This is a genomic window from Nonomuraea sp. NPDC049152 (assembly GCF_040648355.1).
Classification (GTDB): domain Bacteria; phylum Actinomycetota; class Actinomycetes; order Streptosporangiales; family Streptosporangiaceae; genus Nonomuraea.
In genome coordinates, this window is record NZ_JBEZDO010000005.1 from 18043 (window position 1) to 41999 (window position 23957).

Annotated in this window: 21 protein-coding genes and 1 pseudogene; 5 read left to right on the forward strand and 17 right to left on the reverse strand. The window is 69.7% G+C overall.

Going from position 1 to position 23957, the window contains the following annotated elements; translation table 11 throughout:
- Positions 1–79: 79 nt before the first annotated feature.
- From AB0B45_RS11220 to AB0B45_RS11240, 5 genes and pseudogenes are all read right to left on the reverse strand, one after another.
- A complete protein-coding gene (locus AB0B45_RS11220; protein WP_358128423.1) occupies positions 80–1615 on the reverse strand; it encodes an NADH-quinone oxidoreductase subunit M in 1536 nt (511 codons plus the stop codon).
- The gene (locus AB0B45_RS11225) at positions 1612–3627 is read right to left on the reverse strand and encodes an NADH-quinone oxidoreductase subunit L (RefSeq protein ID WP_358128424.1); all 2016 of its coding nucleotides are present in this window, start codon (positions 3625–3627) and stop codon (positions 1612–1614) included. Before AB0B45_RS11225 ends, AB0B45_RS11220 begins: the two co-directional genes overlap by 4 nt.
- Before the next feature lie 176 nt (positions 3628–3803).
- A pseudogene (nuoK, locus tag AB0B45_RS11230) lies at positions 3804–4088 on the reverse strand (NADH-quinone oxidoreductase subunit NuoK); the annotation flags it as partial.
- Entirely contained in the window at positions 4088–4657 is a 570-nt protein-coding gene (locus tag AB0B45_RS11235; RefSeq protein WP_358128425.1) for an NADH-quinone oxidoreductase subunit J, read from the reverse strand. The gene AB0B45_RS11235 and the pseudogene nuoK, both read right to left, overlap by 1 nt.
- On the reverse strand, positions 4657–5697 hold the full coding sequence (locus AB0B45_RS11240; RefSeq protein ID WP_358128427.1) for a 4Fe-4S binding protein: 1041 nt from the start codon (positions 5695–5697) through the stop codon (positions 4657–4659). The genes AB0B45_RS11235 and AB0B45_RS11240 overlap by 1 nt, the downstream gene beginning before the upstream one ends.
- 209 nt (positions 5698–5906) lie before the next feature.
- Between AB0B45_RS11240 and AB0B45_RS11245 the strand changes: the two genes are divergently transcribed.
- On the forward strand, positions 5907–7100 hold the full coding sequence (locus AB0B45_RS11245; RefSeq protein ID WP_358128428.1) for a serine/threonine-protein kinase: 1194 nt from the start codon (positions 5907–5909) through the stop codon (positions 7098–7100).
- Between the two features lie 97 nt (positions 7101–7197).
- Here AB0B45_RS11245 and nuoH read toward each other — a convergent pair whose 3' ends face one another.
- The 9 genes from nuoH to ndhC form a co-directional block, all read right to left on the reverse strand.
- A complete protein-coding gene (gene nuoH / locus AB0B45_RS11250) occupies positions 7198–8151 on the reverse strand; it encodes an NADH-quinone oxidoreductase subunit NuoH (protein WP_358128429.1) in 954 nt (317 codons plus the stop codon).
- Complete coding sequence (locus AB0B45_RS11255) at positions 8144–8857, reverse strand: NADH-quinone oxidoreductase subunit C (protein ID WP_358128430.1); 714 nt, start codon at positions 8855–8857, stop codon at positions 8144–8146. Before AB0B45_RS11255 ends, nuoH begins: the two co-directional genes overlap by 8 nt.
- Entirely contained in the window at positions 8854–9321 is a 468-nt protein-coding gene (locus tag AB0B45_RS11260; RefSeq protein WP_358129413.1) for an NADH-quinone oxidoreductase subunit B family protein, read from the reverse strand. Before AB0B45_RS11260 ends, AB0B45_RS11255 begins: the two co-directional genes overlap by 4 nt.
- Positions 9322–9630: 309 nt before the next feature.
- The gene (locus AB0B45_RS11265) at positions 9631–10941 is read right to left on the reverse strand and encodes an FAD-dependent oxidoreductase (RefSeq protein WP_358128431.1); all 1311 of its coding nucleotides are present in this window, start codon (positions 10939–10941) and stop codon (positions 9631–9633) included.
- A 10-nt stretch (positions 10942–10951) separates the two neighbouring features.
- Positions 10952–11173, reverse strand: a complete 222-nt coding sequence (locus AB0B45_RS11270; protein ID WP_358128433.1) for a hypothetical protein — start codon at positions 11171–11173, stop codon at positions 10952–10954.
- Positions 11164–11379 (reverse strand): hypothetical protein, encoded by a 216-nt coding sequence (locus AB0B45_RS11275; RefSeq protein WP_358128435.1) that lies wholly within the window; start codon positions 11377–11379, stop codon positions 11164–11166. The genes AB0B45_RS11270 and AB0B45_RS11275 overlap by 10 nt, the downstream gene beginning before the upstream one ends.
- 172 nt (positions 11380–11551) lie before the next feature.
- A complete protein-coding gene (locus tag AB0B45_RS11280; protein WP_358128437.1) occupies positions 11552–12448 on the reverse strand; it encodes a LysR substrate-binding domain-containing protein in 897 nt (298 codons plus the stop codon).
- A 241-nt stretch (positions 12449–12689) separates the two neighbouring features.
- A complete protein-coding gene (locus tag AB0B45_RS11285) occupies positions 12690–13439 on the reverse strand; it encodes a helix-turn-helix transcriptional regulator (RefSeq protein WP_358128438.1) in 750 nt (249 codons plus the stop codon).
- 83 nt (positions 13440–13522) lie between these two features.
- A complete protein-coding gene (gene ndhC, locus AB0B45_RS11290; RefSeq protein ID WP_358128440.1) occupies positions 13523–13894 on the reverse strand; it encodes an NADH-quinone oxidoreductase subunit A in 372 nt (123 codons plus the stop codon).
- 87 nt (positions 13895–13981) lie between these two features.
- Between ndhC and AB0B45_RS11295 the strand changes: the two genes are divergently transcribed.
- The 4 genes from AB0B45_RS11295 (at position 13982) to AB0B45_RS11310 (ending at position 19293) form a co-directional block, all read left to right on the forward strand.
- On the forward strand, positions 13982–15421 hold the full coding sequence (locus tag AB0B45_RS11295) for a polysaccharide deacetylase family protein (protein ID WP_358128441.1): 1440 nt from the start codon (positions 13982–13984) through the stop codon (positions 15419–15421).
- A gap of 235 nt (positions 15422–15656) precedes the next feature.
- Positions 15657–17492: a 2-oxoacid:acceptor oxidoreductase subunit alpha gene (locus AB0B45_RS11300; protein ID WP_358128443.1), complete on the forward strand. Its 1836-nt coding sequence runs from the start codon at positions 15657–15659 to the stop codon at positions 17490–17492.
- The gene (locus tag AB0B45_RS11305; RefSeq protein WP_358128445.1) at positions 17485–18531 is read left to right on the forward strand and encodes a 2-oxoacid:ferredoxin oxidoreductase subunit beta; all 1047 of its coding nucleotides are present in this window, start codon (positions 17485–17487) and stop codon (positions 18529–18531) included. The genes AB0B45_RS11300 and AB0B45_RS11305 overlap by 8 nt, the downstream gene beginning before the upstream one ends.
- A gap of 99 nt (positions 18532–18630) precedes the next feature.
- A complete protein-coding gene (locus AB0B45_RS11310; protein WP_358128447.1) occupies positions 18631–19293 on the forward strand; it encodes a hypothetical protein in 663 nt (220 codons plus the stop codon).
- Here AB0B45_RS11310 and AB0B45_RS11315 read toward each other — a convergent pair.
- From AB0B45_RS11315 to AB0B45_RS11325, 3 genes are read right to left on the reverse strand one after another with little or no spacing between them, the layout of a single operon-like run.
- A complete protein-coding gene (locus tag AB0B45_RS11315) occupies positions 19283–20593 on the reverse strand; it encodes a hypothetical protein (RefSeq protein ID WP_358128449.1) in 1311 nt (436 codons plus the stop codon). The two genes, AB0B45_RS11310 and AB0B45_RS11315, sit on opposite strands and share 11 nt — an antisense overlap.
- Positions 20590–21876 carry a hypothetical protein gene (locus tag AB0B45_RS11320; protein WP_358128451.1) on the reverse strand — a complete coding sequence of 429 codons (1287 nt, stop codon included), beginning with the start codon at positions 21874–21876 and terminating at the stop codon, positions 20590–20592. The genes AB0B45_RS11315 and AB0B45_RS11320 overlap by 4 nt, the downstream gene beginning before the upstream one ends.
- A complete protein-coding gene (locus AB0B45_RS11325; RefSeq protein WP_358128452.1) occupies positions 21873–23954 on the reverse strand; it encodes a glycosyltransferase in 2082 nt (693 codons plus the stop codon). Before AB0B45_RS11325 ends, AB0B45_RS11320 begins: the two co-directional genes overlap by 4 nt.
- Positions 23955–23957 lie beyond the last annotated feature (3 nt).

The following is a 23957-nucleotide window of genomic DNA, read 5'->3' on the forward strand; positions in this document are numbered from 1 at the left end:
GCCGGAGACGCCCCGGCTGCGATCGGGCCGGCCGGAGACGCCCCGGGTGCGAACGGGCGGGCCGGAAGGGACGGAGGGGTCATGGCGTGCCTCCCAGCAGCATCTGTACGGCAGGCGTCGTCAGCGCCAGCAACGCCTTCGGCCAGAGCCCGAACACGAGGGTGAGCACGACGAGCGGCACCCACGCGACCAGTTCGTAGCCCCGCACGTCGAGCCGGCCCTCGTCGAGGGTGGCGACGGCCGTGCCGTGGTCGCCCCGCGCGCGCACCGCCGCCGGTCGGCCGTGCGTGACCCTGGACAGCATGGTGAGGAAGTAGGCGGCGGTGAGCACCGCGCCGAGCCCGCCGATCGCCATGAAGGCCAGGAAGAGCGGCCTGGGCAGCCCGGGTGCCGGTTGGAAGGCGCCCAGGAGCGCCAGCATCTCGCCCCAGAACCCGGCCAGGCCCGGCAGCCCGAGCGAGGCGATGCAGGCGAAGGTGAGCAGCGCGCCGAGGTGGGGAAAGCGCGCGAGCATGCCGCCGCCGATCGTGGGCATGTCGGCGGTGCCGTATCTCTCCTTGATGGCGCCGGCCAAGAAGAACAGCAGGCCGGTGATCAGGCCGTGGGCGACGTTGGCGAACAGGGCGCCGTTGACGCCGACGGTGGTCAGCGTGGCGAACCCGAGCAGGACGAAGCCCATGTGGCCGACGGAGGAGTAGGCGATCATCCGTTTGAGGTCGCTCTGGGCGAGGCAGGCCAGCGCGCCGTAGATGATGCCGACCACGGCGAACGCGCCCAGCCACGGGGCGATGGCCGCGGCGCCCTCGGGCAGGACGGGGATGGCGATCCTGGCGAAGCCGTACGTGCCCATCTTGAGCAGGACGCCGGCGAGCAGCACCGAGCCGACCGTTGGGGCCTCGGTGTGGGCGTCGGGCAGCCAGGTGTGCAGCGGCCACATCGGGGTCTTGACCGCGAGGCCGATGCCGATCGCGACGAAGGCGAGGATCTGCACCGAGCGCGACAGGCCTGCGCCGTGAGCCTGCGTCAGGGCCACGATGTCGAGCGTGCCGGTCTGCGCCCAGATCAGCAGCAGGCCGAGCAGCAGCACGACCGAGCCGAGCAGGGTGTAGAGGATGAACTTGATCGCGGCGGCGCGACGGCCCGGGCCGCCCCAGATGGCGATCACGAAGTACATCGGGATGAGCACGACCTCGAAGAAGACGAAGAACAGCAGCAGGTCGAGCGCGAGGAACGTGCCGAGCATGCCGACTTCGAGGACGAGCAGCGTGAACAGCAGGGCCCTGGGGCGGGCGGGCAGGGGGGCGGGGCCCCAGCAGAGGTAGACGCAGCACAGGAACGTCAGCAGCGCCGTCAGCACGACCAGCGGCAGGGAGATGCCGTCGACGCCGAGGTGGAGGCGCAGGCCGAGGGCGGGAATCCATGGCTGGTCGACCGTGAACTGGGGTCGCGCCGCCTGGCCGTACTCGAAGGTCGCCGCCAGCACCACCGCGAGCGCGAGCGTGAGCCCCGAGACGGACAGGCCGATGGGTCTGAGGCGGCCCTCCGTGGCGGGCGCGAGCAACGCGCACGCGCCGAGGAGCGGCACCGCGAGCAGCGCCAGAGGCAACCAGGTCATCCGAACACCACCGCCCCCACCGCGATCAGCAGGACGCCCGCGAGGATACCGCTGACGTAGAGCTGCACGTTGCCGTTCTGCGCCAGGCGCAGCAGGCCAGAGGCCCCCCGCGTGGTACGGCCCGAGCCGCGCACCGCGCCGTCGACCACCCTGTCGTCGGCCCGCACCACGAGCCTGGCGAGCGCCAGCACCGGGCGGACGAACAGCGCGCTGTAGACGGTGTCCACGTAGAACGCCCGCTCGCTCGGCACCCTGAGCGGGCCGAGGATCCTGGCGGGATCGGCCAGCGGATCACCCCGCCACACCGCGTAGACGACCCCCGCGCCCAGCAGCGCGAGCGCGACGCTGATCGCCGCGGTGCCCCAGCTGATGTGGCCGAGGCCGAAGACGCCCAGGCCGAGAGCGGGGACGGCGAGCACCACGATCGGGCCGAGCATCGAGGGCGGCGCCTCGCGCGGGTCGACGATGTGGGCGGTGCCCGGCTGCGGTTCGGGCAGCGCGACGGGCCGCTCCGGTCCGAAGAAGGTGCGCAGCCACGCGCGGGTGGCGTAGGCGCCGGTGACGGCGACCGTCGCGAGCGCGCACGCGTAGAGGAGCAGTCCTGCGGCGTCGGTCAGCCCGCCGGTGCCGAGCGCGTGCTCGACGGCGGCCAGCACACCGTCCTTGCTGAAGAACCCGCTGGCGGGTGGCAGGCCCATGAGGGCGGCGAAACCGATCGTCATGGTCACGAACGTGACGGGCAGGTGGCGGCGTAGTCCGCCCATCTGGCTCATCAGGTTGGAGCCGACGTGGTGGATCACCGCGCCCGCGCACAGGAACAGCAGCGCCTTGAACGCCCCGTGCGTGAGCAGGTGGAAGATCGCCGTGCTGTCGGACCCCGCGGCGAGCGCGGCGGCCATGTAGGCGAGCTGGCTGATGGTGGAGTAGGCCAGCACCCGTTTGAGGTCGTCCTGCGCGAGGGCGGCCAGCGCCGCCCCGAGCATGCCGAGCGCCGCGAGCACGGCCAGGACGTCGAGGGTGGGCTGAGCGGCGAGGAACACGGGGAAGAGCCTGGCGACCAGGAAGATCCCTGCCGCGACCATCGTCGCGGCGTGGATGAGCGCGCTGATCGGCGTCGGGCCGGCCATCGCGTCGGGCAGCCAGGTGTGCAGCGGCACCTGCGCGCTCTTGCCCGCGACGCCCGCCAGCAGCAGCATCGTGGCGGTGACGACCGTGGCGGTCGGCAGCTCGGGCACCTTCGCGATCACGTCGTCGATCCTGAAACTGCCGGCGGACAGGCCGAGCACGAAGATGCCGAACAGGAAGCCCACGTCACCGAGCCTGGTGACCAGGAAGGCCTTGACCGCGGCCCTGGAGTTGGCGCGCTCCTCCCACCAGTGGCCGATGAGGAGGTAGGAGCAGAGCCCCATGATCTCCCAGCCGACGTAGAGAAGCAGCAGGTCGCCCGCGTAGACGACCAGCAGCATCGCGCTGGTGAACAGGCTGATGAACGCGCTGTACGACGGGTAGCGCGGGTCGTCTCTCAGGTAGCCGATCGAATAGATCTGTACGGCGAGCGCCACGATCGTGACCAGGACGGCGATGATCGAGGAGAGCTGGTCGGCCTGGAGGACCAGCGTGATGGGGACGCCGCCGGTCTCGATCGTGCCGTAGGTGGCGCCGGCGCTGACGGCCTGGGCCCGAGGCGGCTCCTCGGCCAGGCGCTGGAAGAAGGCGAACCCTTGGCTCGCCGCCAGCCAGCAGGCCAGCACGGCCGAGACGGTGGAGGGGATGACCGCGAACCACGCGGCTCTGCGGTTGGCCTTGGCGTCGACGGCCTCCAACGCCGGGTGGACGGCCGCGCCGTGGGGCAGGTCGTGGCCCGACCTCGCCTCGCCCCAGTCCGTGCTGCCCACGCCCGCGGTGAAAACCCGTCCCCTGGGCCAGCGCGAGAGCAGCAGGCCTGCCGCTGCCGCCAGGAACGGCAGGAGGATGACAAGCGCCGGGAAGACGTCGACGTAGGTGCGGCTCACTGTGCGCCCCCTCGACTCGCGCGCTCTCCTGACCTGGCCGCCGTGCCCGCGGCGCCGTTGCCTGTGGACGGTGGCCTTCCGCCCTCCGCGCCTGCGCCGGGTTCGCGCTCGGCGAGCTCCGGGGTGTCGGGCTCGGCCACGACCGGGACGTATTCCTTTTCGGACAGGTCGCGGAGCCTGTCGATGTCGACCGTCCTGCGGTTGCGGTAGAGGGCAAGGACGATGGCCAGCCCCAGCCCGAGTTCGGCGGCCGCGATCACGATGACGAACAGCGTGAGCACCTGCCCGCCGTGAAGCCGGTCGCGGAGCCAGACGTCGAAGGCGACCAGGTTGAGGTTGACCGCGTTGAGCATGAGCTCGACCGACATCAGCACCAGGATGGTGTTGCGCCGGGCGAGCACGCCGTACACGCCGATGGAGAAGAGCAGCGCGGAGACGACGGCCGGGTAGACGATGTGCACTACTTCCCCCTGCTCTCAACGGTCGGGGGCGCGTCGTCTGGCTTGATGTCGGTGCGCGACAGCACGATGGCTCCGATCAACGCGGCGAGCAGCAGGACCGAGAGCGCCTCGAACGGCAGCACCCAGGTGCGAAAGACGCTGGCGCCGAGCTCGCCCGCCGCACCTCCGCCTGGCTGGAGCGGGGTGTAGGCGGTACGGAAGCCGTCGACGACCACCGCGACCAGCACGCCTGCCGTCGCGAGCGCGACGACGGCGGCGACGATCCTGTTGCCGCTGTCGAGGTCGGCGGCCCTGCCGATGGGCGCTCGGGTGAGCATGATGCCGAACAGCAGCAGCACCACGACCGCGCCGACGTAGATGAGCACCTGGACCCACGCGACGAACTCGGCGGTCAGCACGAGATAGCACCCGGCGAGCGCGCCGAAGGAGACCACGAGCCAGAGGGCCGCGTGCACGAGTTGCCTGGTGGTCACGACAAGCAGTGCCGAGCCGACCGCCACCGCACCCAGGAGCAGGAAGACGATCTCTTGCACTGTGGGGGACAGGTAGGAAGGCACCGCCGCGGTCACTAGTCCTCCTCGGGCTCCGGTGTCTCGTGACGCTTCAGCCCGCCCGGCGGACGGATGGAACGCGGATCGGCCATCCGTCGCCTGCGCGGCTCGGTGGCAGAAGTCTGCTCCTCCGGTTCGGGTGGCGACGACGACGCGCCCGAACCTGTGGACAACTCTTCGTCCGGCGGCCGGCCTGTGGATGAACCTGGCTGCTGGGTCTCCGGCGAGGCCGGCAGCGCGCCGGGCGGGCGGATGCCGCGCACGTCGCCCATCCGCGCGGGGCGGGCGCGGGGCTCGCGTTCCCGCTTCTCCTCGGTCCCGGTGAGGCCGGAACCCTCCCGTGCCGCCGCTTCTCGGGACGTTCTCTCCCTGGCGGGCGCAGGGGCGCTCTCCTGGGCCGACGTTTCCACAGGCGCGCTCTGCTGTGTCGGGGTCTCGCCAGCCTGTGTCGGGGTCTCGCCGGGCTTCTCCTCAGCGCCCGGCGTGCCGGTCCCGCCTTCCGCACCCTCTGGCGGCGGCGTGGTCCGGCCGGGCCTGTCGGCCATGCCCGCTCCCTTTTCCGCACGGCCGGGCGTGGCGGCCCTCTCGCCCGTACGGCCGGCGCCAGCCGTACGGGCAGGCCGGACGGCAGCCGCGAGCTCCTTCGGCGGCTCGGCGCCCACCTCGTGCGCGGGAGGCGGCGGCACGGACTCCACCCAGCCGCCCAACCTGCCCTTCTCGTGCAGAAGGTTCCTGATGTCGCCCTCGGCGTACTCGAACTCCGGCGCCCAGAACAGCGCGTCGAACGGGCACACTTCGATGCAGATCCCGCAGTACATGCACAGCGCGAAGTCGATCGCGAACCTGTCGAGCACGTTGCGCTGCCTGGCCCTGCCGCCCTCGGGCGCGGGCAGGGTCTCCTTGTGCGAATCGATGTAGATGCACCAGTCGGGGCATTCGCGGGCGCACAGCATGCAGGAGGTGCAGTTCTCCTCCACCAGCGCGATGACGCCGCGACTGCGGGCCGGGAGATCGGGATGGACCTCGGGATACTGCTGGGTCACGGAGCGGCGCAGCATGTGGCGAAGGGTGACCGAAAGCCCCTTTACCAGCCCTACTCCAGGTATCCGTGCCATGGTTCAACATCATGACGCACTATGCGTCGCAGGTGAATGCACCAGCCCTTTGTCCCCAGGTTTTCCACAGCCATCCACAGGATACGGCGAAGTTATCCACAGCCGCCATCCACATCCTGCTTCTGTCGCCACAACCGGATACTCTCTCCGCCATGCCGCAGAGCCACCCCCACCGCCCCAGCGCCGGCGCCTGGACGGCCGCCGTCGCCTGGGCCGTGGTCCCGTTGCTCACGTGCGGCCTGGCGACTCCGTTCACCATCGGGTTCGCCGCGTTCTGGCTGCAGAGCAAGTGGCTCATCGTCTCCGCCGCCCTCTACGGCGCGTGCGTCAGCGCGTTCCTCATCGTCGCGGTCAGCTACGAAGACATCAACCTCGCGCCGGACTGGTTGTTCGGCCTGGTCGGGGTGGGTTTGTTCGCGAGCTGGCTGGGCGGCGTGATCCACAGCGGCATCCTCGTCCCCGTCATGGCGAAGGGCCGGCCGCGACCCGCCGTACGGACGGCAGGGGTCGCCCCCATGCGGGTGCACGACCGCTCCACCCATCCGTCAGGCCATCCGTCAGGCCAGGCGCGCCGCGTGGGAGAGCCCGAATGGATCGGTCACTACCGCGTGCTGCGCTCCCTCGGTCGCGGCGGACAGGGCGCGGTCTACCTCGCCGCCGCGCCCAACGGCACCCACGTGGCCGTCAAGCTGCTCCACGACCTGGGCGACGAGTTCGCGCGCACCAGGTTCGCCCGCGAGGTCGACGCCGCGCGCAGAGTCGCCACGTTTTCCACAGCCAGGCTGCTCGACATCAGCGTCACCCCCGACCAGGCCTACATCGTGAGCGAGTTCGTGGCGGGCCCCTCGCTCGAGCAGCTCGTCCGCGACCAGGGCCCGCGCGACGAGGACAGTCTGACCAGGCTCGCGCTGGCCACGGCCGGAGCGCTGGCCGCCATCCACAAGGCGGGCATCGTCCACCGGGACTTCAAGCCCAGCAACGTCCTGATCGGCTCCGACGGCCCTCGTGTGATCGACTTCGGGATCGCGCGCTCGCTCGACCACTCGACGATGACGGGCAAGATGTCGGGCACTCCGCCCTACATGTCGCCCGAACAGCTGTCCGGCTCACCCGTCGGCCCGCCGTCCGACGTCTTCAGCTGGGCGGTGACGATGACCTTCGCGGCGACGGGGCGTCCCGCGTTCGGCGAGGACACGGTGCCCGCGGTCTTCAACCGGGTCCTCAACCTGCATCCCGACCTGTCGCCGCTTCCTCGGTCCTTACGCGGCATCGTGGGCGCCGCGCTGGCCAAGTCACCCGCCGACCGGCCCACCGCAGCGGAGATCATGCTGGCCATCGTCCATTGAGCATGGCCTGATCGGCCTGTTCGACCGGCCGATCACGGCTCGGCCTCCAGGCGTACCACGCTCGACTTCTCCGTCAGGGCGCCCGACGGGCAGCCTGTCACCCGGCGAGGACCTTGATCACACCGGTGATGGCGAGCTGCAGCAGGGCGAGTGGCACCAGCCCGACCCACGCGAGCCGCTGCAACTGGTCCTCCCGCAGCCGGGGGAAGCTGACCCGCAGCCAGATGACCACGAACGCCACCGCGAACGCCTTGAGGAACGTCCAGACCACGCCGGGCAGCAGCGGCCCGTACCAGCCGCCCAGGAACAGCACCGTGGTGAGGAACGACAGCACCACGATGCCGACGTACTCCGACAACATGAACAGCGCGAACCGCATGCCCGTGTACTCCGTCATCGGACCCATGATGATCTCGGACTCGGCGATGGGCATGTCGAACGGCGGGCGGCGCAGCTCGGCGAGCCCGGCGAGGAAGAAGACCACGGCGCCGATCGCCTGCCAGGGCAGCCACCACCACTGCCAGGCCTCGACGATCCCGCTCAGGGAGAGGGTGCCCGCCGCCATCGCCACAGAGGAGGCCGACAGGACGAGCGGCAGCTCGTACGACATGAGCTGGGCGGCCGAGCGCATCCCGCCCAGCACCGAGTACTTGTTGCCCGAGGCCCACCCGGCCATGATCGAGCCGAGCACGCCGATGCCCATGACCGCGAGCACGTAGAACAGTCCGAGGTCGAGGTCCACGCCCACGAGCCCAGGGCCGATCGGAATGACGATCAGCACCAGCAGGTACGGCACGAGCGCGACACCCGGCGCGAGCTGGAAGACGCGGCGGTCGGCGGCGGCGGGGATCACGTCCTCCTTCTGGGCGAACTTCACGCCGTCGGCGATGAGCTGCGCCCAGCCGTGGAAGCCCCCGGCGTACATCGGGCCGAGGCGCGACTGCATGTGCGCCATGACCTTGTGCTCGGTCTGGCCGACGATCAGCGGCAGGAGGAGGAACACGAGCAGGATGACGACGAAGCGCAGAACGATGTCGAGGACTTCACCCATCGGGCTCCTCCACGGACGCGGGCGGTGCGGGAGACGACGGCGACGCGGGCGGGGCCGTAGACGGCGGTGACGTCGGCGCGGCAGGAGACGGCTGAGACGCGGACGACGCGGACGGTGGCGGCTCAGCCTGAGCGGGAGACGACGGTGGTGTGGATGGGACATCGGGTGGCTGCTCGGCCGAGGCAGGGCCCCAGTCGGCGGGAACGCCGGGAGGGAGGGTCTTGCGGCGGCTCGGCGCGCCGTGCCCTGACTCGCCGGGCTCCTTCGCGCCAGGCCACGGCTTGGCCACCCGGGCCGCCAGCACGAAGTCCTTCCGCAGCGGGTGCCCCTCGAAGCCGTCCGGGAGCAGTAGCGGCACCAGGTAGGGGTGCTCCTCGAAGACCACGCCGAACATCTCGAACGTTTCGCGTTCGTGCCAGTTCGCGCCCCGATACACCCCCACGGCGGACGGCAGGCGAGGGTCGGTGTGGGAAACCCTCGTCCGCAGCAGCAGGCGATCGTGCGTCGACGGGTTGTAGACGTGCGCGACGATGTCGAACCCGGCCGGCGGTTCGTCCACACCGGTCAGCCAGTCGAAGAACTCGTAGCCCGAATCCCTGCAGAACGTCAGCAGCTCGATCCAGTCAGCGGCGGCCACGTCGACGGTCTGCTCGCCCCAAGACTCGCTGATCTGCGCCCTGTCCCCGAAGTGCGCGCTGAGCGTCACGCGTCCTCCCCGTGGGAGCGGGACCAGAGGTAGCGGTCGCTCAGCCGTTCCTCGGCGATCTGCTCCTGGAGCTTCATGATGCCGTGCAGGAGCGCCTCCGGCCTGGGCGGGCAGCCGGGGACGTAGACGTCGACGGGGATGATCTGGTCGACGCCCTTGGTGACGCAGTAGGAGTCCCAGTAGGGGCCGCCGGTGTTGGAGCATGCGCCGAACGAGATGACGTACTTGGGGTCGGGCATCTGCTCGTAGAGGCGTTTGACGGCGGGGGCCATCTTGTCGGTGACGGTCCCCGACACGATCATCAGGTCCGCCTGCCTGGGGCCGTTCGCGAACGGGATCACACCGAAGCGGATGAAGTCGTGCCTGCTCATCGAGGTGGCGATGAACTCGATCGCGCAGCACGCCAGCCCGAAGTTGAAGACCCACAGGGAGTAGCGCCGCCCCCAGTTGAGCACGAAGCGCATCGGCTTCGGCGCCAGCCTGGAGACCGGCCCCACAGTCGGCATCGGAAGATCGGCCATGCGGCCATTCTCCAACGCCCGGTGCTTGAGGAATAGAGGGGCGCTCCGACATATCGCCTGGACACCGAACGCCCGGACCCCGTCTCGGTGGAGAGTCGGGCCGATGGAACGGCGGACCTTCCTGGGAGCCCGGGACCTGAAGGCCGGACCCGAAAGCCCGGACCCGAAAGCCCAGGACCGGAGGCCGGGGCCCGAAGGCCCGGACCCGAAGGCCCGGGGCCGGGGAAGGCAGGTATCTGAAGGTCGGAACAGTCAGGAAAGGACGGGGAAGTTGGCGCGGATCACGTTGCGTGGGTCGCGGGCCTGCTTGATCGCGCGCAGCCGGCTCAGCGTCTCCTCGGGGAAGGCCGCCGCCGCTCGCTCCCCCGGCGCCAGGAAGGTGTACGGCTTGCGCCCGCTGACGTAGGCGTCGAGCTCGCCCACCAGCTGGGCCTGCTTGGCCGTGACGCCTTCGATCAGGTGCGGAAGCCCGAGTCCGAGCATGTACAGCAGGTACGGCTCGGCCGCCGCCCCACCGGCGCCCGTGCCGGGTCCCGGCTCGGCCAGCGCCCCGCCGAGGTGGCGAATCTGGACGTTCATCAGAGGGTCGATCCGCTCGGTCGACAGGATCTCCACCGCCAGGTCGTCGAGGCCGGTCAGCAGCTCCGCGGAGGAGCGGGCGGGGCTCGGGTCGACGGGCTCGGCGGCGATGCCGCCCAGGTCGGCCGCCGCGACCACGCCGCGGCTGTCGGAGATGGCGCCGTCGATCTTGTCCAGGCGGGTGAGCAGCGCGGCCCCCTCGCTCGCCTCACCCAGGTAGGTGAGGTCCAGGGCGACCATCGGCGGCCCGCCGGGGAACTGGAAGCGGTTGATCCAGACGGACAGCTCGCGCGGCGCGTTGGCGGTGAGCTCGCGGAACGCCTCGAACACCTCGGGCGTGCGGTCACCTTGCCACATCACGCGGCCGCCGTAGATGGCCGGGGCGGGATACAGGTCGAACTCGATGCCGGTCACCAGCGCGAAGTCGCCGCCGCCGCCCCTCAGCGCCCAGAACAGGTCGGGGTCGGAGCCAGCGGTGACCGTGACCTGCCGGCCTTCTGCGTCCACGACGTCGAAGGCGAGCACGCTGTCGGCGGCCCAGCCGTACATGCGGGAGAACCAGCTGACGCCGCCGCCGAGGGTGTAGCCGACCACGGTGGCCGCGGGGGTGCTGCCGGCCAGGCCGGTCAGTCCGTGCGCCCCCGCCGCGGACTGCACCTGTCCCCATTTCACGCCGGCGCCCACCTTGGCCACCCGCTCGCCTGGGCGGACGTCCACGCTGTCCAGTCGTCCCGTGCGCAGCAGGATCACGCCGTCGGTGTCGCCGGAGGCGCCGTGGCCGCTCGGCTGGGCGGTCACTGTCAGGCCCACCCGGGCGGCGTACCTGATCAGGGACGCCACGTCGTCGGCGTCCTCGGCCTCCACCACGGCCGCGACGGGCTGCGGAACCGCCACGTTCCACGGCTTGGCCGCCGCGTCGAAGCCGTCGTCGCCCGGAAGCAGTACCTGGCCTCGGACCGCGCCGCGCACACTGTTGTCACTCATGTCCCGCTCCTCAGTTGATGGTTCTTGATCGTTTAATGAAGGGCTTCACCAGGGGATGGGCCGCGTCCTGGAGGAAGGCAGGGATCGCCAGCCGAACGGCGATCGCCGCGCCCCCATCGGCCGACCGGCAACCGGCACCACCGTCGATGTCGGCGGCGCGTCGGTCACCGCGATCACATTGCCGAGGGCCGGCGTGGTCATGTGCCTGATCCGCGCCGCCGGTCAGCCGCATGCCGCGCTCGCGACCTGCCTGGTGGCCGCGTCGAGGCGGTTCCAGAGGTTGACGGTGGCGATTCGGAGGATCAGCGCCGCCGGCTGCTGCTCGGACAGGCCGGTGTCATCGGCGGACACGGCCGGCAGGGCCCGCATCGCGCCTGGCACCGCCATCGCGGGGTCGCATCCGCGCTTCCATGATCGTTCTCCTTCGGGATCGTTCACCGCACGCCGGATCTGCCGGGTCCGTGGTCTTCGCTGCTATGACGGACCGCGACGGCGAAATGTGACCGAGGGCGGACACGTGCGGTGAACCGCAGGTCGCAGCCGCCGCGTTCCGGTCATCAGAATCGCCACGATCACCAGGGGGAACAATCCCGAGGTTCGGATGGATCGATCACGAAGTCCGATCGGTCACCCGCGTCCTGGCGACGTTGGCGAAGCTTCTGATGCGGTTGGTCTCGTCGGCGGTGCGCCAGACCAGACCCCATTCGAGCGGCGGGGCGTCGTGGAAGGGGATGTAGGCGACGCCGGGCCTGACGTAGTAGCGCATGACCTGGGCGCCGACGGGGAAGACGCCCTTTCCCGCAGCGGTGAGGGCCAGTGCCTCCTGGAGTGTCCTGATCTCGGGGCCGCGCGCGATCGGCTTGCCGCCCGGCGTGGTGCTGGGGGTCCTGCTCTCGATGAAGGTCGCCGGCCACGAGGACGGCATGGTCAGGACGGGAAGCCTGGCGAGGTCCTCGATCGAGACCGAGCTGCGGCGGGCCAGCAGGTGCGAGGCGGGTACGGCCAGCATGCGCGCCTCGCGCAGCAGCGGGCCGCCCATGGTCAGATCCGGTTCGTCGAGGGGGAACGGGGCGGCCATCATGTCGATCTCGCCCGCTCGCAACGGCTCGAGGCCCTCGATGACCTGGATCTCCCTGAACCGCACCTCGCAGTCGGCGTGGCCGGCCTTGAACCGCTCGCCGACCTCCACGAGCAGGTCGCCCATCGCGGCTCCGACGAAGCCCAGGGTGAGCACGCCGCCGATGCCCCTTCCCGCGCTGGTGGCCCTGGCGACGCCCTCCTTGATCAGGCGGTGGGCGGGCTCGATGTCGTCGCGCAGCCGTCGGCCGATGCCGGTGAGAGCCACGTGGCGGCTGCTCCGCTCGAAGAGCGGGGCGCCCACCCGGCGTTCGAGCTTCTTGATGATCTGGCTGACGGAGCCCTGGGACAGCCGCAGCCGCTCGGCCGTACGGCCGAAGTGGAGCTCTTCAGCGAGCGTGAGAAAGGTTTCGATGTCGCGCTGGTCCACCGCTCACCTCCGACGATTGGTCACACTGATCGGTCCATTCGCATTCCGACATTGATCCGGACTCAGCTCGTGGCTGACACTCGGAGGAGTCGATCTGCCGGCAGCGGACCCTGAGGGGAGGCGGGACCCCCGAGAGCTTCGCGACGCCGTCATCGCCCGGTCGGGTCACGCTGGTCATTGAAGCGGTGCCGATCCGCTGAGCGCATGGGCGCTGGAGCGGAGATGTCGGGTATAGCTGGCACTACCTTCCGCAGCTGCCGAGGTAGGCGAGTACGGCGAGCACCCGCCGGTGGTCTCTCTCGTCGGGCGGCAGGCCGAGCTTGGCGAAGATGTTGGCCACGTGCTTGGCGACGGTCACCTCGGTGATCGACAGTGCCCTGGCGATGGCGCCGTTGGACCTGCCCTCGGCCATCAGCCCCAGCACTTCGCGCTCGCGCCTGGTCAGGCGCTCCACCTGCTCGCACGGCGTCGTGACGTCCCTGGCGCGTGCCCAGGTCTGCTCGAACAGGTCGACCAGGGAGGCGACCATGCTCGGCTGGCGGACCACCAGCGCGCCGAGGGGGTACTCGGCGGGATCGATCGGCAGGAACGCGATCCGCCGATCGAAGATCAGCAGTTCGCTGAACCGTTCGTCGGTGACGCGGTGCAGGTCACCGGCGGCGTGCAGTTCCCTGACCCTGGCGGCCTGGTCGGGGCTGTCGAGCACGTCGGCCTTGACGACCGTGCGCATGATCGTGCCGCGCGCCAGGGCGTCGAGGGTGATGCGCATGCCGCCCTTCGCGTCGCGCTGCCTCGCGTCTCTGGCGCGCATGGCGAGGATCTCGTCCGCCGTTTCGCTGAGGTCGCTGACCAGCTGCCAGACGACGACGTTGTCCTCGACGCGTTCCACGTCGTACGTGGTGGCGGGCAGTGCGGCCTGGAACGCGGCGATCCTGGTGAGCTCTTTCGCGATCAGCTCCAGTCGCCTGCCGCTCGGTTCGACCTCGTCCATCACGCCCCTTCGTGGTCATGGAGCAGGTTCGCAAAGGGTGCGCACATCCCGCCCGCCGGGGCAAGTCAGGGCCAGCGGGGATGCTATGTCCAGGTAAGGACGCGTTTGCGCCAGGCGTAGACGATGCCGATCGCGATGAACCCCAGGAAGATGAACATCTCCACCAGCGTGGTCATCCCGTAGCCGGGAGCCGCGAACACCGTCGCCCACGGGAACAGGAACACCGCGTCGACCGCGAACACCACGTACAGGTAGGTGAAGACGTAGTACCTGATCTGCGACTGCGCCCACCCCTCGCCGACAGGGTCGACGCCGCACTCGTAGGTGGTGAGCTTCTCGGGCGTCGGGCGCGTGGGGCGCAACAGGCGGTTGGCCATGAGGGCGCCCGCGACGATGGCCGCGCCGATGACGAGCAGCGCGAAGACCAGCGCGTAGGAGCCGAAGTAGCCACCCATGTGCTGATCGTAACCCCGGCCAAAGCCTCTGTCCTCTTACTCTCAAATCGGGGCAAAGCAGTATAGATACCCCATAACCTGGCCTGCATGCATAAAAGGCGATTCTTCGGAGGAATCGCGCTTATAGCCGCCGTCACCACCGGCTGCGGCATGGCCACCGCTTCCCCCGAGCGGGAACTACGCGTACCCGCCGAGCCCACCATGATCAGCTTCGTCGCCCCCTCTGAGGTCGCAGGTCTGACGACCAGGACACTCACACAGGGCGACGCAGGCGACAGGGATGTGCACATTGCCTATCCGGAGCTGAAAGACGCCTCCGGCCTCAACCGCTGGCTCAGCACGCGCGCCGAGAGCCAGATGCGCCGCTTCGTGCGGTCCGCGAACGCCGCGGCCCCCCAGCCTCGCCCCGAGCTCAACGTGGACTGGCAGCTGACCGCCGCCGGCAGCGACATCATCGGCGTACGGCTGCGCACGAGCGAGTTCGGCGGAGCCAACTGGGCCAACTCGGTCCGAACGGTTTGGTACGACAGGATCACCGACAAGGTCATCGACTCCCCCGGCCTGGTGAGCAACATGCGCCCGCTGACGGCCATCGTCAGGGCCGAGCTCAGGAAGCGCGCCTCGGAAGTCGACTATGACGCGGTGCTGGCCAACCCCGATCTGTTCGACTCCATGGCCTTCAACCGCGAGGGCGACCTCGTCGTGGAGTTCGACGACTACCAGGTGGGGCCGGGGGCGCTGGGCAGGGTGGCGGTCGCCGTACCCGAGCAGCAGGTCGAGCCGCTGCTGTCCCCGACCGGCCGGCGGGCACGGGCGGCCGCCAGGAACGTTCTGCCTTCGCCCGCGGTCAACGGGACGCCCGCCAAGAGCCCGCCCGACACGAGTTCCAGGGCGGGGATCGTCGACTGCGAGGTCGCCAGGTGCGTCGCGCTGACGTTCGACGACGGGCCAGGGCCCTACACGGGCCGGCTGCTGGACGAGCTGGAGAAGGCCGGTGCGAGAGCCACGTTCTTCACCATCGGCACGAACGCGGCGACCAACCCGGAAGTGGTCCGTCGCATGCACGAGCAGGGGCACCTGGTCGGCAACCACACCTGGGCGCACCGCGACCTGACGAAACTGTCGAGCAGCAAGATCGCCGATGCCCTCGCCAGGGCGCAGCACACGATCAGCGCCGAGACGGGGCAGCGGCCCACGCTGGCCCGTGCGCCGTACGGGGCGGTGAACAAGGAGGTCAGGACCATCGCCGCGAAGATGGGGATCTCTTTGGTCAACTGGGACGTCGACACCATGGATGAACGCGGCAGGGACGCGAAGGCGGCGGCGCGGCGTGCGATCAGCGGTGCGCATCCGGGGGCGATCATCCTCATGCACGAGATCCACGGCGCGTCGGTCGAGGCTGTCCCAGAGATCCTGCGGGAGTTGACCAAGAAGGGTTATACGTTTGTCACGGTTCCGGAGCTGTACGGCTCGGCCGGGATGAAGCCAGGTCTCGTGTACTCCTCGGGTAAGCAGCCCCTGACGTAGGTAAGCCTTCGTTGGCGCATATAGTTAGGCATCGTGACCCGAACCGTCCTCTTCGCCCGCCTGCACGTTGACCTGTGCCGGCTCGCGGCAGGGCTGTGTCGTCCCTTTCGTTCTCTCGCGTCTGCCTGACTTTCACCGCGCTACCCGTGATGCGCATCACGGAAACGTGTGACCCCCGAGGACTTAGCATGGAATTTGAGAACGTGCCACGAGCGCAGTCGAGGAGGACTTCGCTGTGACCAAGCAGGTTCAGCAACTCGACCGAGTCATCATTCGGTTCGCCGGCGACTCCGGCGACGGAATGCAGCTCACCGGCGACCGCTTCACCGCTGGAACGGCGGAGTTCGGCAACGACCTGTCCACCCTGCCCAACTTCCCTGCCGAGATTCGGGCACCCGCAGGGACGCTTCCCGGCGTGTCGAGCTTCCAGCTCCACTTCGCCGACCACGACATCCTGACGCCGGGCGACGCGCCGAACGTCCTTGTCGCCATGAACCCCGCGGCGCTGAAGGCCAACCTGGGCGACCTGCCCAGGGGCGCGGACATCATCGCCAACACCGACGAGTTCACCAAGCGCAACCTGCAGAAGGTGGGCTACGACGTCAGCCCGCTCGAGGACGACTCCCTCAGCGAGTGGCGCGTCCATGCCGTGCCGCTGACCTCGCTCACGGTGAAGGCACTCGAAGGCTTCGACCTGTCGAAGAAGGACGCCGAGCGTTCCAAGAACATGTTCGCCCTCGGGCTGCTGAGCTGGCTCTACCACCGGCCGACCGAGCACACGATCACGTTCCTCGAGCAGAAGTTCGCCAAGAAGCCCGAGATCGCCAAGGCCAACATCGCGGCCTTCCAGGCGGGCTGGAACTACGGCGAGACGACCGAGTCTTTCTCGGTCTCCTACGAGATCAAGCCGGCCAAGCTGCCCCCGGGCGTCTACCGCAACATCTCGGGCAACCAGGCGCTGGCCTACGGGCTGATCGCGGCCGGTGTGCAGTCGAAGCTGCCGCTGTTCCTGGGCTCCTACCCGATCACCCCGGCCAGCGACATCCTCCACGAGCTGTCCAAGCACAAGCGCTTCGGCATCCGCACCTTCCAGGCGGAGGACGAGATCGCGGGCGTCGGCGCCGCGCTGGGCGCCGCCTTCGGCGGGGCGCTCGGCGTGACGACGACCAGCGGTCCAGGCGTGGCGCTGAAGGCGGAGACGATCGGCCTCGCGGTCATGACCGAGCTGCCGCTGATCCTGGTGGACGTGCAGCGAGCCGGCCCCTCGACGGGCATGCCGACCAAGACCGAGCAGACCGACCTGCTGATGGCGATGTTCGGCCGCAACGGCGAGTCGCCCGTGCCGATCGTGGCGCCCTCCACGCCGAGCGACTGCTTCGACGCGGCGATCGAGGCCGCCCGGATCGCGGTGAAGTACCGTACGCCCGTCTACCTGCTCTCCGACGGCTACCTGGCCAACGGCTCGGAGCCGTGGCGGCTGCCCGAGATCTCCGATCTCCCGGACATCTCCACCGAGTTCGCCACGGTGACGGACGAGGAGTTCCTGCCCTACAAGCGCGATGCCGAGACCCTGGCCCGTCCGTGGGCGATCCCCGGCACAGCCGGGCTGGAGCACCGCATCGGCGGCATCGAGAAGGCCGACGGCTCGGGCAACATCTCCTACGACCCGAACAACCACGACCGCATGGTCAGGCTCCGCCAGGCCAAGATCGACGGCATCGACGTGCCCGACCTCGAGGTCGACGACCCGGAGGGCGACGCCAGGGTGCTGGTCCTCGGCTGGGGCTCGACCTTCGGGCCCATCGCGGCGGCCGTGCGCAGGATCAGGAAGGCAGGCGGCAAGGTCGCGCAGGCGCATCTGCGGCACCTCAACCCGCTGCCTGCCAACACCGGCGACGTGCTCAAGAGCTACGACAAGGTGCTCCTGCCCGAGATCAACCTCGGCCAGCTGGCGCTGCTGCTGCGCGCGAGGTTCCTCGTCGACATCATCAGCTACAACCGCGTGCGCGGGCTCCCGTTCAAGGCCGAGGAGCTGGCCGGAGTCATCCAGGACGTGATCGACAGTGACTGAACTCGTGAACGGCAAGGGCCTGGCCCTGGTTCCCAAGGCCGAGGGCAAGCAGACCCTGAAGGACTTCAAGTCCGACCAGGAGGTCCGCTGGTGCCCCGGTTGCGGTGACTACGCCATCCTGGCCGCGGTGCAGAGCTTCCTGCCCGAGCTGGGGCTCAGGCGCGAGAACATCGTCTTCGTCTCCGGCATCGGCTGCTCCAGCCGCTTCCCTTACTACCTCGACACCTACGGCTTCCACTCCATTCACGGCCGCGCTCCTGCCATCGCCACCGGTCTGGCGGCCTCGCGACCCGACCTGAGCGTGTGGGTGATCACGGGTGACGGTGACGCGCTGTCGATCGGCGGCAACCACCTGATCCACGCGCTGCGCCGTAACGTCAACCTGAACATCCTGCTGTTCAACAACAGGATCTACGGTCTGACCAAGGGCCAGTACTCCCCCACCTCCGAGATCGGCAAGATCACCAAGTCGACCCCGATGGGCTCGCTGGACAAGCCGTTCAACCCGATCTCGCTGGCGCTGGGCGCCGAGGCGTCGTTCGTGGCCCGCACGATCGACTCCGACCGCAAGCACCTGCAGTCGGTGCTGCGCGAGGCAACGGCCCACAGGGGCACGTCGCTGGTGGAGATCTACCAGAACTGCAACATCTTCAACGACAACGCCTTCGAGCAGCTCAAGGACCCCGAGATCCGCGACGACATCACGCTGCGCCTGGAGCACGGGCAGCCGATCGTCAGCGCGACCAAGGCCGTGGTCAGATCGGCCACCGGCGGTGGCATCGAGGTGGTGCCGCTGGCGGAGGCGGGCGACCGCGTGCTGGTGCACGACGCGCACAACCCCGACCCCTCGGTGGCGTTCGCGCTGTCGCGCCTGGACGAGCCTGCCTTCGAGCACGTGCCGATCGGCATCTTCCGGCAGGTCGACAGGCCCGCCTACGACACGCTGATGGCCGGGCAGCTCGAGGAGGCCGTGGCGCAGAAGGGCCCCGGCGATCTCGGCGACCTGCTCATGGGCGGCGACACCTGGCGCATCAGCTGACCTTTCGTTACGAGGCGGGTGGGTAAGCCCGCCTCGTAACGTTGGCCGTCTTTGGACCGATACACCCCACGCTGAGTTCGCGATCAGAGGGGGATGGTCATGGGCACGCTGCAGGCGTTACGCAACCGGTTCGTCGACGCGCCGAACTCGGTGGGCGCGCGGGCGAGGCAGCGGCGCTGGGACCGCTTCGCGGCCGTCTTTCCGAACATCTCCGAGATGTCGGTGATCGATCTCGGCGGCACGTTCGCCGCGTGGGAGCGGGCCCCGGTACGGCCGGCCCGCCTGCACCTGGTCAACCTGATGGACCCGCCGTCCGACCTTCCCCCGTGGGCCAGGGCCGACCGAGGGGACGCCACCGAGCTGCCCAAGGCGATCCTGGACGGCGACTACGACCTCGTCTACTCCAACGCCGTCATCGAGCACGTGGGCGGCCACATCCGCCGCGAGCGCTTCGCCGACAACGTCCGCGCGCTGGCGGACCGCCACTGGGTGCAGGTGCCGTACCGCTACTTCCCCATCGAGCCGCACGTGCTCTTCCCCGGCTTCCAGTTCCTTCCCGTCGCCGCCAGACGCGCGATCATCAGCCACTGGCCGCTGGTGCACACCGCGCCGCGGGACAGGCTGCACGCGCTGCGTGACGCCATGGAGGTGGAGCTGCTGAGCGTGACGGAGATGCGCTACTACTTCCCCACCTCCGTGATCGGCTACGAGCGGATGGGCGGTCTGATCAAGTCGATCATCGCGGTGGGCCCTAAGGCGTGAGCTTGTAGATGTGGTAGCCGTACTCGGTCTCGAACGAGTCGACGAACCGCCCGTGCTCGACAGGGATGCTCCGGTTCTCGAAGAGCACCTCCACCTGGGCCGCCGACGCCAGCTCGGGCGGGAGGGTCAGTGACCGCTTGCCCGGCTCGCTCCCCCGCTCGATCATGGCGAAGACGTAGAAGGATCCGTCCCTGCCCTTCAGCATGGTCTCCAGTCCCTCGCCGAAGTCGAAGGCGTAGGACTGGGTGTTGAGCACCGGCGCCAGCTGCTTGATCTGCTTGTTCACCTCGCCTGCCGCGGCCCTGATCGGCTGGTAGCAGGGCTCTCGCAGCGCGTGCTGGCTGGTGCAGGGGCCGCCGAAGCTGTGGTTGAAGTAGAGGATGCCGCGGGCCTCGTGGATGATCGAGTTCATCACCGCGCCCTTGAGCTGCCCTGGTTCGATGGCACGCACGCCCATCTTGTTCTGGTCGGTGAAGGGCCAGCCGACCTCGACGAAGTTGTAGACGGGCTGGAACTTGCCGTCCATCGCGTCGAGCTTGCGCTGCTTGTCCATGAGCCAGCCGTAGTCGGCCGCGCGCGGGCACTCGTTGTCCGGAAATTTCAGGATCGTTTTGGCTTCGACGCAGACCCCGGCGTCGGTGTACCAGTACATGTCGGTCGAGACGAGATCGGTGTAGTCGTTGACGAACCGGCCGTTGTCCTTGTCGCTCCACCACATGCCGACGCCCTTGCCGTAGTTGGCGTAGTACATGCGGCCGTCGCCCTTGGGCAGCTTGTCCTTCAGCGTCTTCATCGCGGTGAAGCCGCACCCCTCGCCCTTGGGCGGGATGCAGGGGTCGCCCTCTCCGCCGAACCTGCCGTCCCACTGGGCGTTGCCGGGCCGCGGGAACATGTCGGCCTCGTCGGCGATCACCCAGCCGACCGTCTCGGGCCCCGACCCCGGCAGCGGCTTGGTCGTCATCGCCGACATGCCGTGCTTGTCGACCAGCTTCATGTCGCTGTCGGCGGTGAGCTCGACGTAGAGGTTGAGCCCCGCGTCCTTGTCGGTCAGGACGTCCTTTTCGGTCAGCACCGACTCGTACCAGACGCCGATGGGGAAGAACGAGGGATCCGTCCATCCCCTGGCCGCGGCCACGGGGAACTTCTCGTAGTAGGAAGGGCCGCCCTCCCACGGAACGCGTGGCAGGTCCAGGGTCTTGCCGTCCGAACCGCGCGGCGTCGCACCCGGGATCATGACGAACAGGACCGCCGCGACCACCGCGACGGCCGCCACCCCTCCGAGAACGTAGCTCCTTCTCACGGTCGCGCCTCCCCGATCCTGATCCTGTAGATGTGGTAGGTGCCTTCGGTGGCGAAAGAGTCGGTGAACCTGCCGTCCGCGCCGATGGGGAGGGTCCTGTCCTCGAACAGGACCTCCGCCTCCCGCGCCGTCGACAGCTCACTGGGGATGGTGAGCGTGCGCGGCCCCATGGTTCCACCTCGCTCCACCATTGCGAAGAGGTAGAGGAACCCGTCGTGGCGCTTCAGCATGGTGTCGAGGCCCGGCGCGTAGCCGTATCTGAAGGACTGGCTGTTCAGGACGGGCGCGAGCAGCCTGATCCGCTTGTTGAGCTCGCTCACGGCGGCCCTGACCCGTGCGCCGCAGGGCGCGCGCAACAGGCTGGTGGTACGGCACGCCCGCCCCACGCTGTGGTCGAGGTAGACGACCCCGCGTGCCCCGTGGATCAGCGAGCTCATCACCGCGCCGCCGACCTGCCCCGGTTCGATGGCGCGGTCGTCCTCGCGGGGCTGCCCCAGCTCGACGACGGCGTAGACGGGTTGCAGGCGGGCGTCCTTGGCGTCGAGGGTGCGCTGCCTGCCGATGGTCTCGCCGTAGTTGGCCGCCAGGCGGCACTGGCCGGTCGCCAGGTTCATGAAGCGCCCGCCCTCCTCGCAGGCGGCGCGGTCGGTGTACCAGTAGAGGCTGGTGGAGACGGCGTCGGTGTAGCGGTTGACGAACGCGGCGGCCTGGTCGCCGGTCTGCCAGTACATGACGCCCTTGCCGTAGTTGGCGTACCGGAGGCGGCCGTCGTCGGGCAGGCGGCGGGAGAGCGTCTCCATGGCGGTGTAGCCGCAGCTCGCCCTGGCGGGACGGCAGGCGGGCGCGCCGAAGCCCGCGACGCCCGACCAGCGGGCGCTGCCGGGCCCGCCCCACATGTCGGCCTCGGTGCCGATGAGCCAGCCCACGGTCTCGTCGCCGTAACCTGGCAGCGGCCTGCTGGTGAGCGCGGACATGCCGTGACGACGCAGCAGCCGCGGGTCGCTGTCCCTGGTCAGCTCGAAGTAGGTGGTGATGCCCGCCGCCTTGTCGGCGGTCACGTCCGCCCGCGTGCGCACGGCGGCGAACCACACCCCGACGGGGAAGAAGGAAGGCTCGGTCCAACCGGCCTTCGCCGCCGCGGGAAAGCGCTCGTAGTAGCGCGGGCCGCCCTCCCACGCGACCGGCTCCAGCTCCACCCGGATGGGTGAGAGGTCGCCTCCGGCGGGCGGCGTGCAGGCGGTCAGCGCCAGCAGGGCCACGGCCGGCGCCCAGGTCCTCCTCACCCCGGCGGCCTCTCGACCGGCCCTCGGCGCGTCGGCCGTTCGGCGAGCGCGCGCAGCTCGTCGGCGCGGACGGACCAGTCGTCGCCCAGCACGGAGGCGCGCAGCGCGTCTGGCGGCTGCGGCGCGCCCTCGGCCAGCGAGACCCTGACGGCCTTGACGAACAGGTCGGGGGTCGCGGCCACCCGCACCCTGTCGGCGTATCGGGCCAGCTCGCCGTAGTCGGTGCTGACCACGGGCAGCCCTAGCGCCAGGTACTCCTTCAGCTTGATCGGGTTGGCGTGCCTGATCCAGTCGTTGTCAAGCCACGGCATGATCGCGACGTCGAAGGCCGAGCCGTAGGCGGGAATCAGCTCGTAGGGGCGGAAGCCCAGCCAGTGGACGTTCGCGTGTCCTGCGAGCCGCTCGATGGGCCCGTTGGCGTCGCCGACCAGCACAAGGGAGACCTCGGGCAGTTCCACGGCCAGCCGCTCCAGCAGGTCGAAGTCGACGACGAAGTCGTCCAGCGCGCCGAAGAAGCCGACGCGCGGCCCTGGGACGCGGCGGATGTCGGCGGGCCACCGTTCGGCGGGCACGCGGGTGAAGTGCGCCAGGTCGACGCCGTGGTCGAGGAAGTGCGCGCGGTCGCCGGCCAGCGGCCGGTCCTCGGCCATGAGCGTCCTGCTGACGTAGACCACGCTGTCGGAGCGGCGCAGAAGCTGCGACTCCATCTCCTTGATGGTCTCTCCGCCGCCCTCGGGGAAGGCCGAGTGCCGGTCGGAGCGGTTGAAGACGAGCGCCCTGCGCGGCATCGGGCGCACGACGTCCCACGCCGTCGGGAGCGTGACGACGACGACGGGACGGCGCAGGCCGAGCACCGCGCACACCGCGGCGACCTGCGCCCTGACCAGCAGCGCGCTCACCTTCCTGCCCAGGGCGGAGCCGTACAGCGGCAGCGGGAGGGGCGACATGACATAGAAGTCCGGCGCGGGCCTGCGCACGAACTTCGCGACGCTGCGCAGCTTGCGGCCGATGCGCCGCAGCGTGTTCGCGGACCTGCCAGGCATGGGCATGCGCAGGCCGATGCTGTTGACGACCAGGACCCTGCGCTGGGCCGACAGGTGGCGCATGAGCTGGAAGTCGGAGTGCGCCCTGTTGTGGTACCACCAGTCCTGGGCAGAGAAGCAGACGTAGCCCGAAGGGGGCGGCGGCGTGCCCGGCGGGGTGGGCCATTCGGCCATGGTGAGCAGCTCGCGTAACGCCGCCCTGTGCCTGCCTCTGGCGGGCGCGCGGCTGGCCTCGTTCAGGGTGACGGCCGCGCGCATCAGCGCGCCGCGCGGCCTGCCGTACAGCTTCCTGTGCAGGCGCACCCGGTTGGCGGCGGCCAGCGCCCACAGCCGGTCGGAGGCCACCTGGTCGCCGCCGAGATGCACGGCGACGGCGTCGGGCTCGTACCGTACGGCGAAGCCGCGCCATCCCGCGCGCAGCATGTACTCGGTCTCCTCCGAATACAGGAAGTAGCGGTCGTCGAGCGGGCCCAGCGCCTCGGCGCAGGCTCGCGAGACCAGCCATGCCGCGCCCGTCGCCCAGTCGACCGTGCGCGGCCTCAGATAGTCGCGCGGGTCGGCGACCAGCTCGCCCAGCGGCGCGAACCGTCCGGCTCTGAACCCGCCGAGCGCGGCCTCGCCCAGCGCCCTCAGCACGGTGGGCCGCCTGCGCAGGGAGAGCTGGAGCGCTCCGTGTTCGTCGAGCAGCCTGGGTACGGCGATGCCCACGCCTGGCCGCTCCAGCGCGCGCAGCAACAGGGCGACCATGCCGGGCCGCAGCCTGATGTCGGCGTTGAGCACCAGGACGTCGCATCCTTCGGCGGCGGCCATGCCGGCGTTCACCCCGAAGGCGAAGCCGCCGTTGCGGCCCGTCTCGATCAGCTCGACGCCCTGGCCGTAGGCGCGGACCCGGTCGACGGTGTCGTCGGGCGAGTCGTTGTCCACCACGATGATCCGGGCGTCGGGCACGCCTTCGAGCCCGGGGCCGAGCGAGCGCAGGCAGTCCTCGATGATCTTCGCGCTGGCATAGGTGACGATCACGACGGCAAGGGGCATGGG

What these genes read in the sequence shown, in the direction of transcription:
- AB0B45_RS11245 (WP_358128428.1), top strand. Translation starts at nt 5,907, where the DNA reads ATGCCGCAGAGCCACCCCCACCGCCCCAGCGCCGGCGCCTGGACGGCC.
- AB0B45_RS11325 (WP_358128452.1), bottom strand. Translation starts at nt 23,954, where the DNA reads ATGCCCCTTGCCGTCGTGATCGTCACCTATGCCAGCGCGAAGATCATC.
- AB0B45_RS11285 (WP_358128438.1), bottom strand. Translation starts at nt 13,439, where the DNA reads ATGGACGAGGTCGAACCGAGCGGCAGGCGACTGGAGCTGATCGCGAAA.
- AB0B45_RS11270 (WP_358128433.1), bottom strand. Translation starts at nt 11,173, where the DNA reads ATGCGGCTGACCGGCGGCGCGGATCAGGCACATGACCACGCCGGCCCT.
- ndhC (WP_358128440.1), bottom strand. Translation starts at nt 13,894, where the DNA reads ATGGGTGGCTACTTCGGCTCCTACGCGCTGGTCTTCGCGCTGCTCGTC.
- AB0B45_RS11295 (WP_358128441.1), top strand. Translation starts at nt 13,982, where the DNA reads ATGCATAAAAGGCGATTCTTCGGAGGAATCGCGCTTATAGCCGCCGTC.
- AB0B45_RS11260 (WP_358129413.1), bottom strand. Translation starts at nt 9,321, where the DNA reads ATGCGCTTCGTGCTCAACTGGGGGCGGCGCTACTCCCTGTGGGTCTTC.
- AB0B45_RS11240 (WP_358128427.1), bottom strand. Translation starts at nt 5,697, where the DNA reads ATGCTGCGCCGCTCCGTGACCCAGCAGTATCCCGAGGTCCATCCCGAT.
- nuoH (WP_358128429.1), bottom strand. Translation starts at nt 8,151, where the DNA reads ATGGGTGAAGTCCTCGACATCGTTCTGCGCTTCGTCGTCATCCTGCTC.
- AB0B45_RS11220 (WP_358128423.1), bottom strand. Translation starts at nt 1,615, where the DNA reads ATGACCTGGTTGCCTCTGGCGCTGCTCGCGGTGCCGCTCCTCGGCGCG.
- AB0B45_RS11265 (WP_358128431.1), bottom strand. Translation starts at nt 10,941, where the DNA reads ATGAGTGACAACAGTGTGCGCGGCGCGGTCCGAGGCCAGGTACTGCTT.
- AB0B45_RS11310 (WP_358128447.1), top strand. Translation starts at nt 18,631, where the DNA reads ATGGGCACGCTGCAGGCGTTACGCAACCGGTTCGTCGACGCGCCGAAC.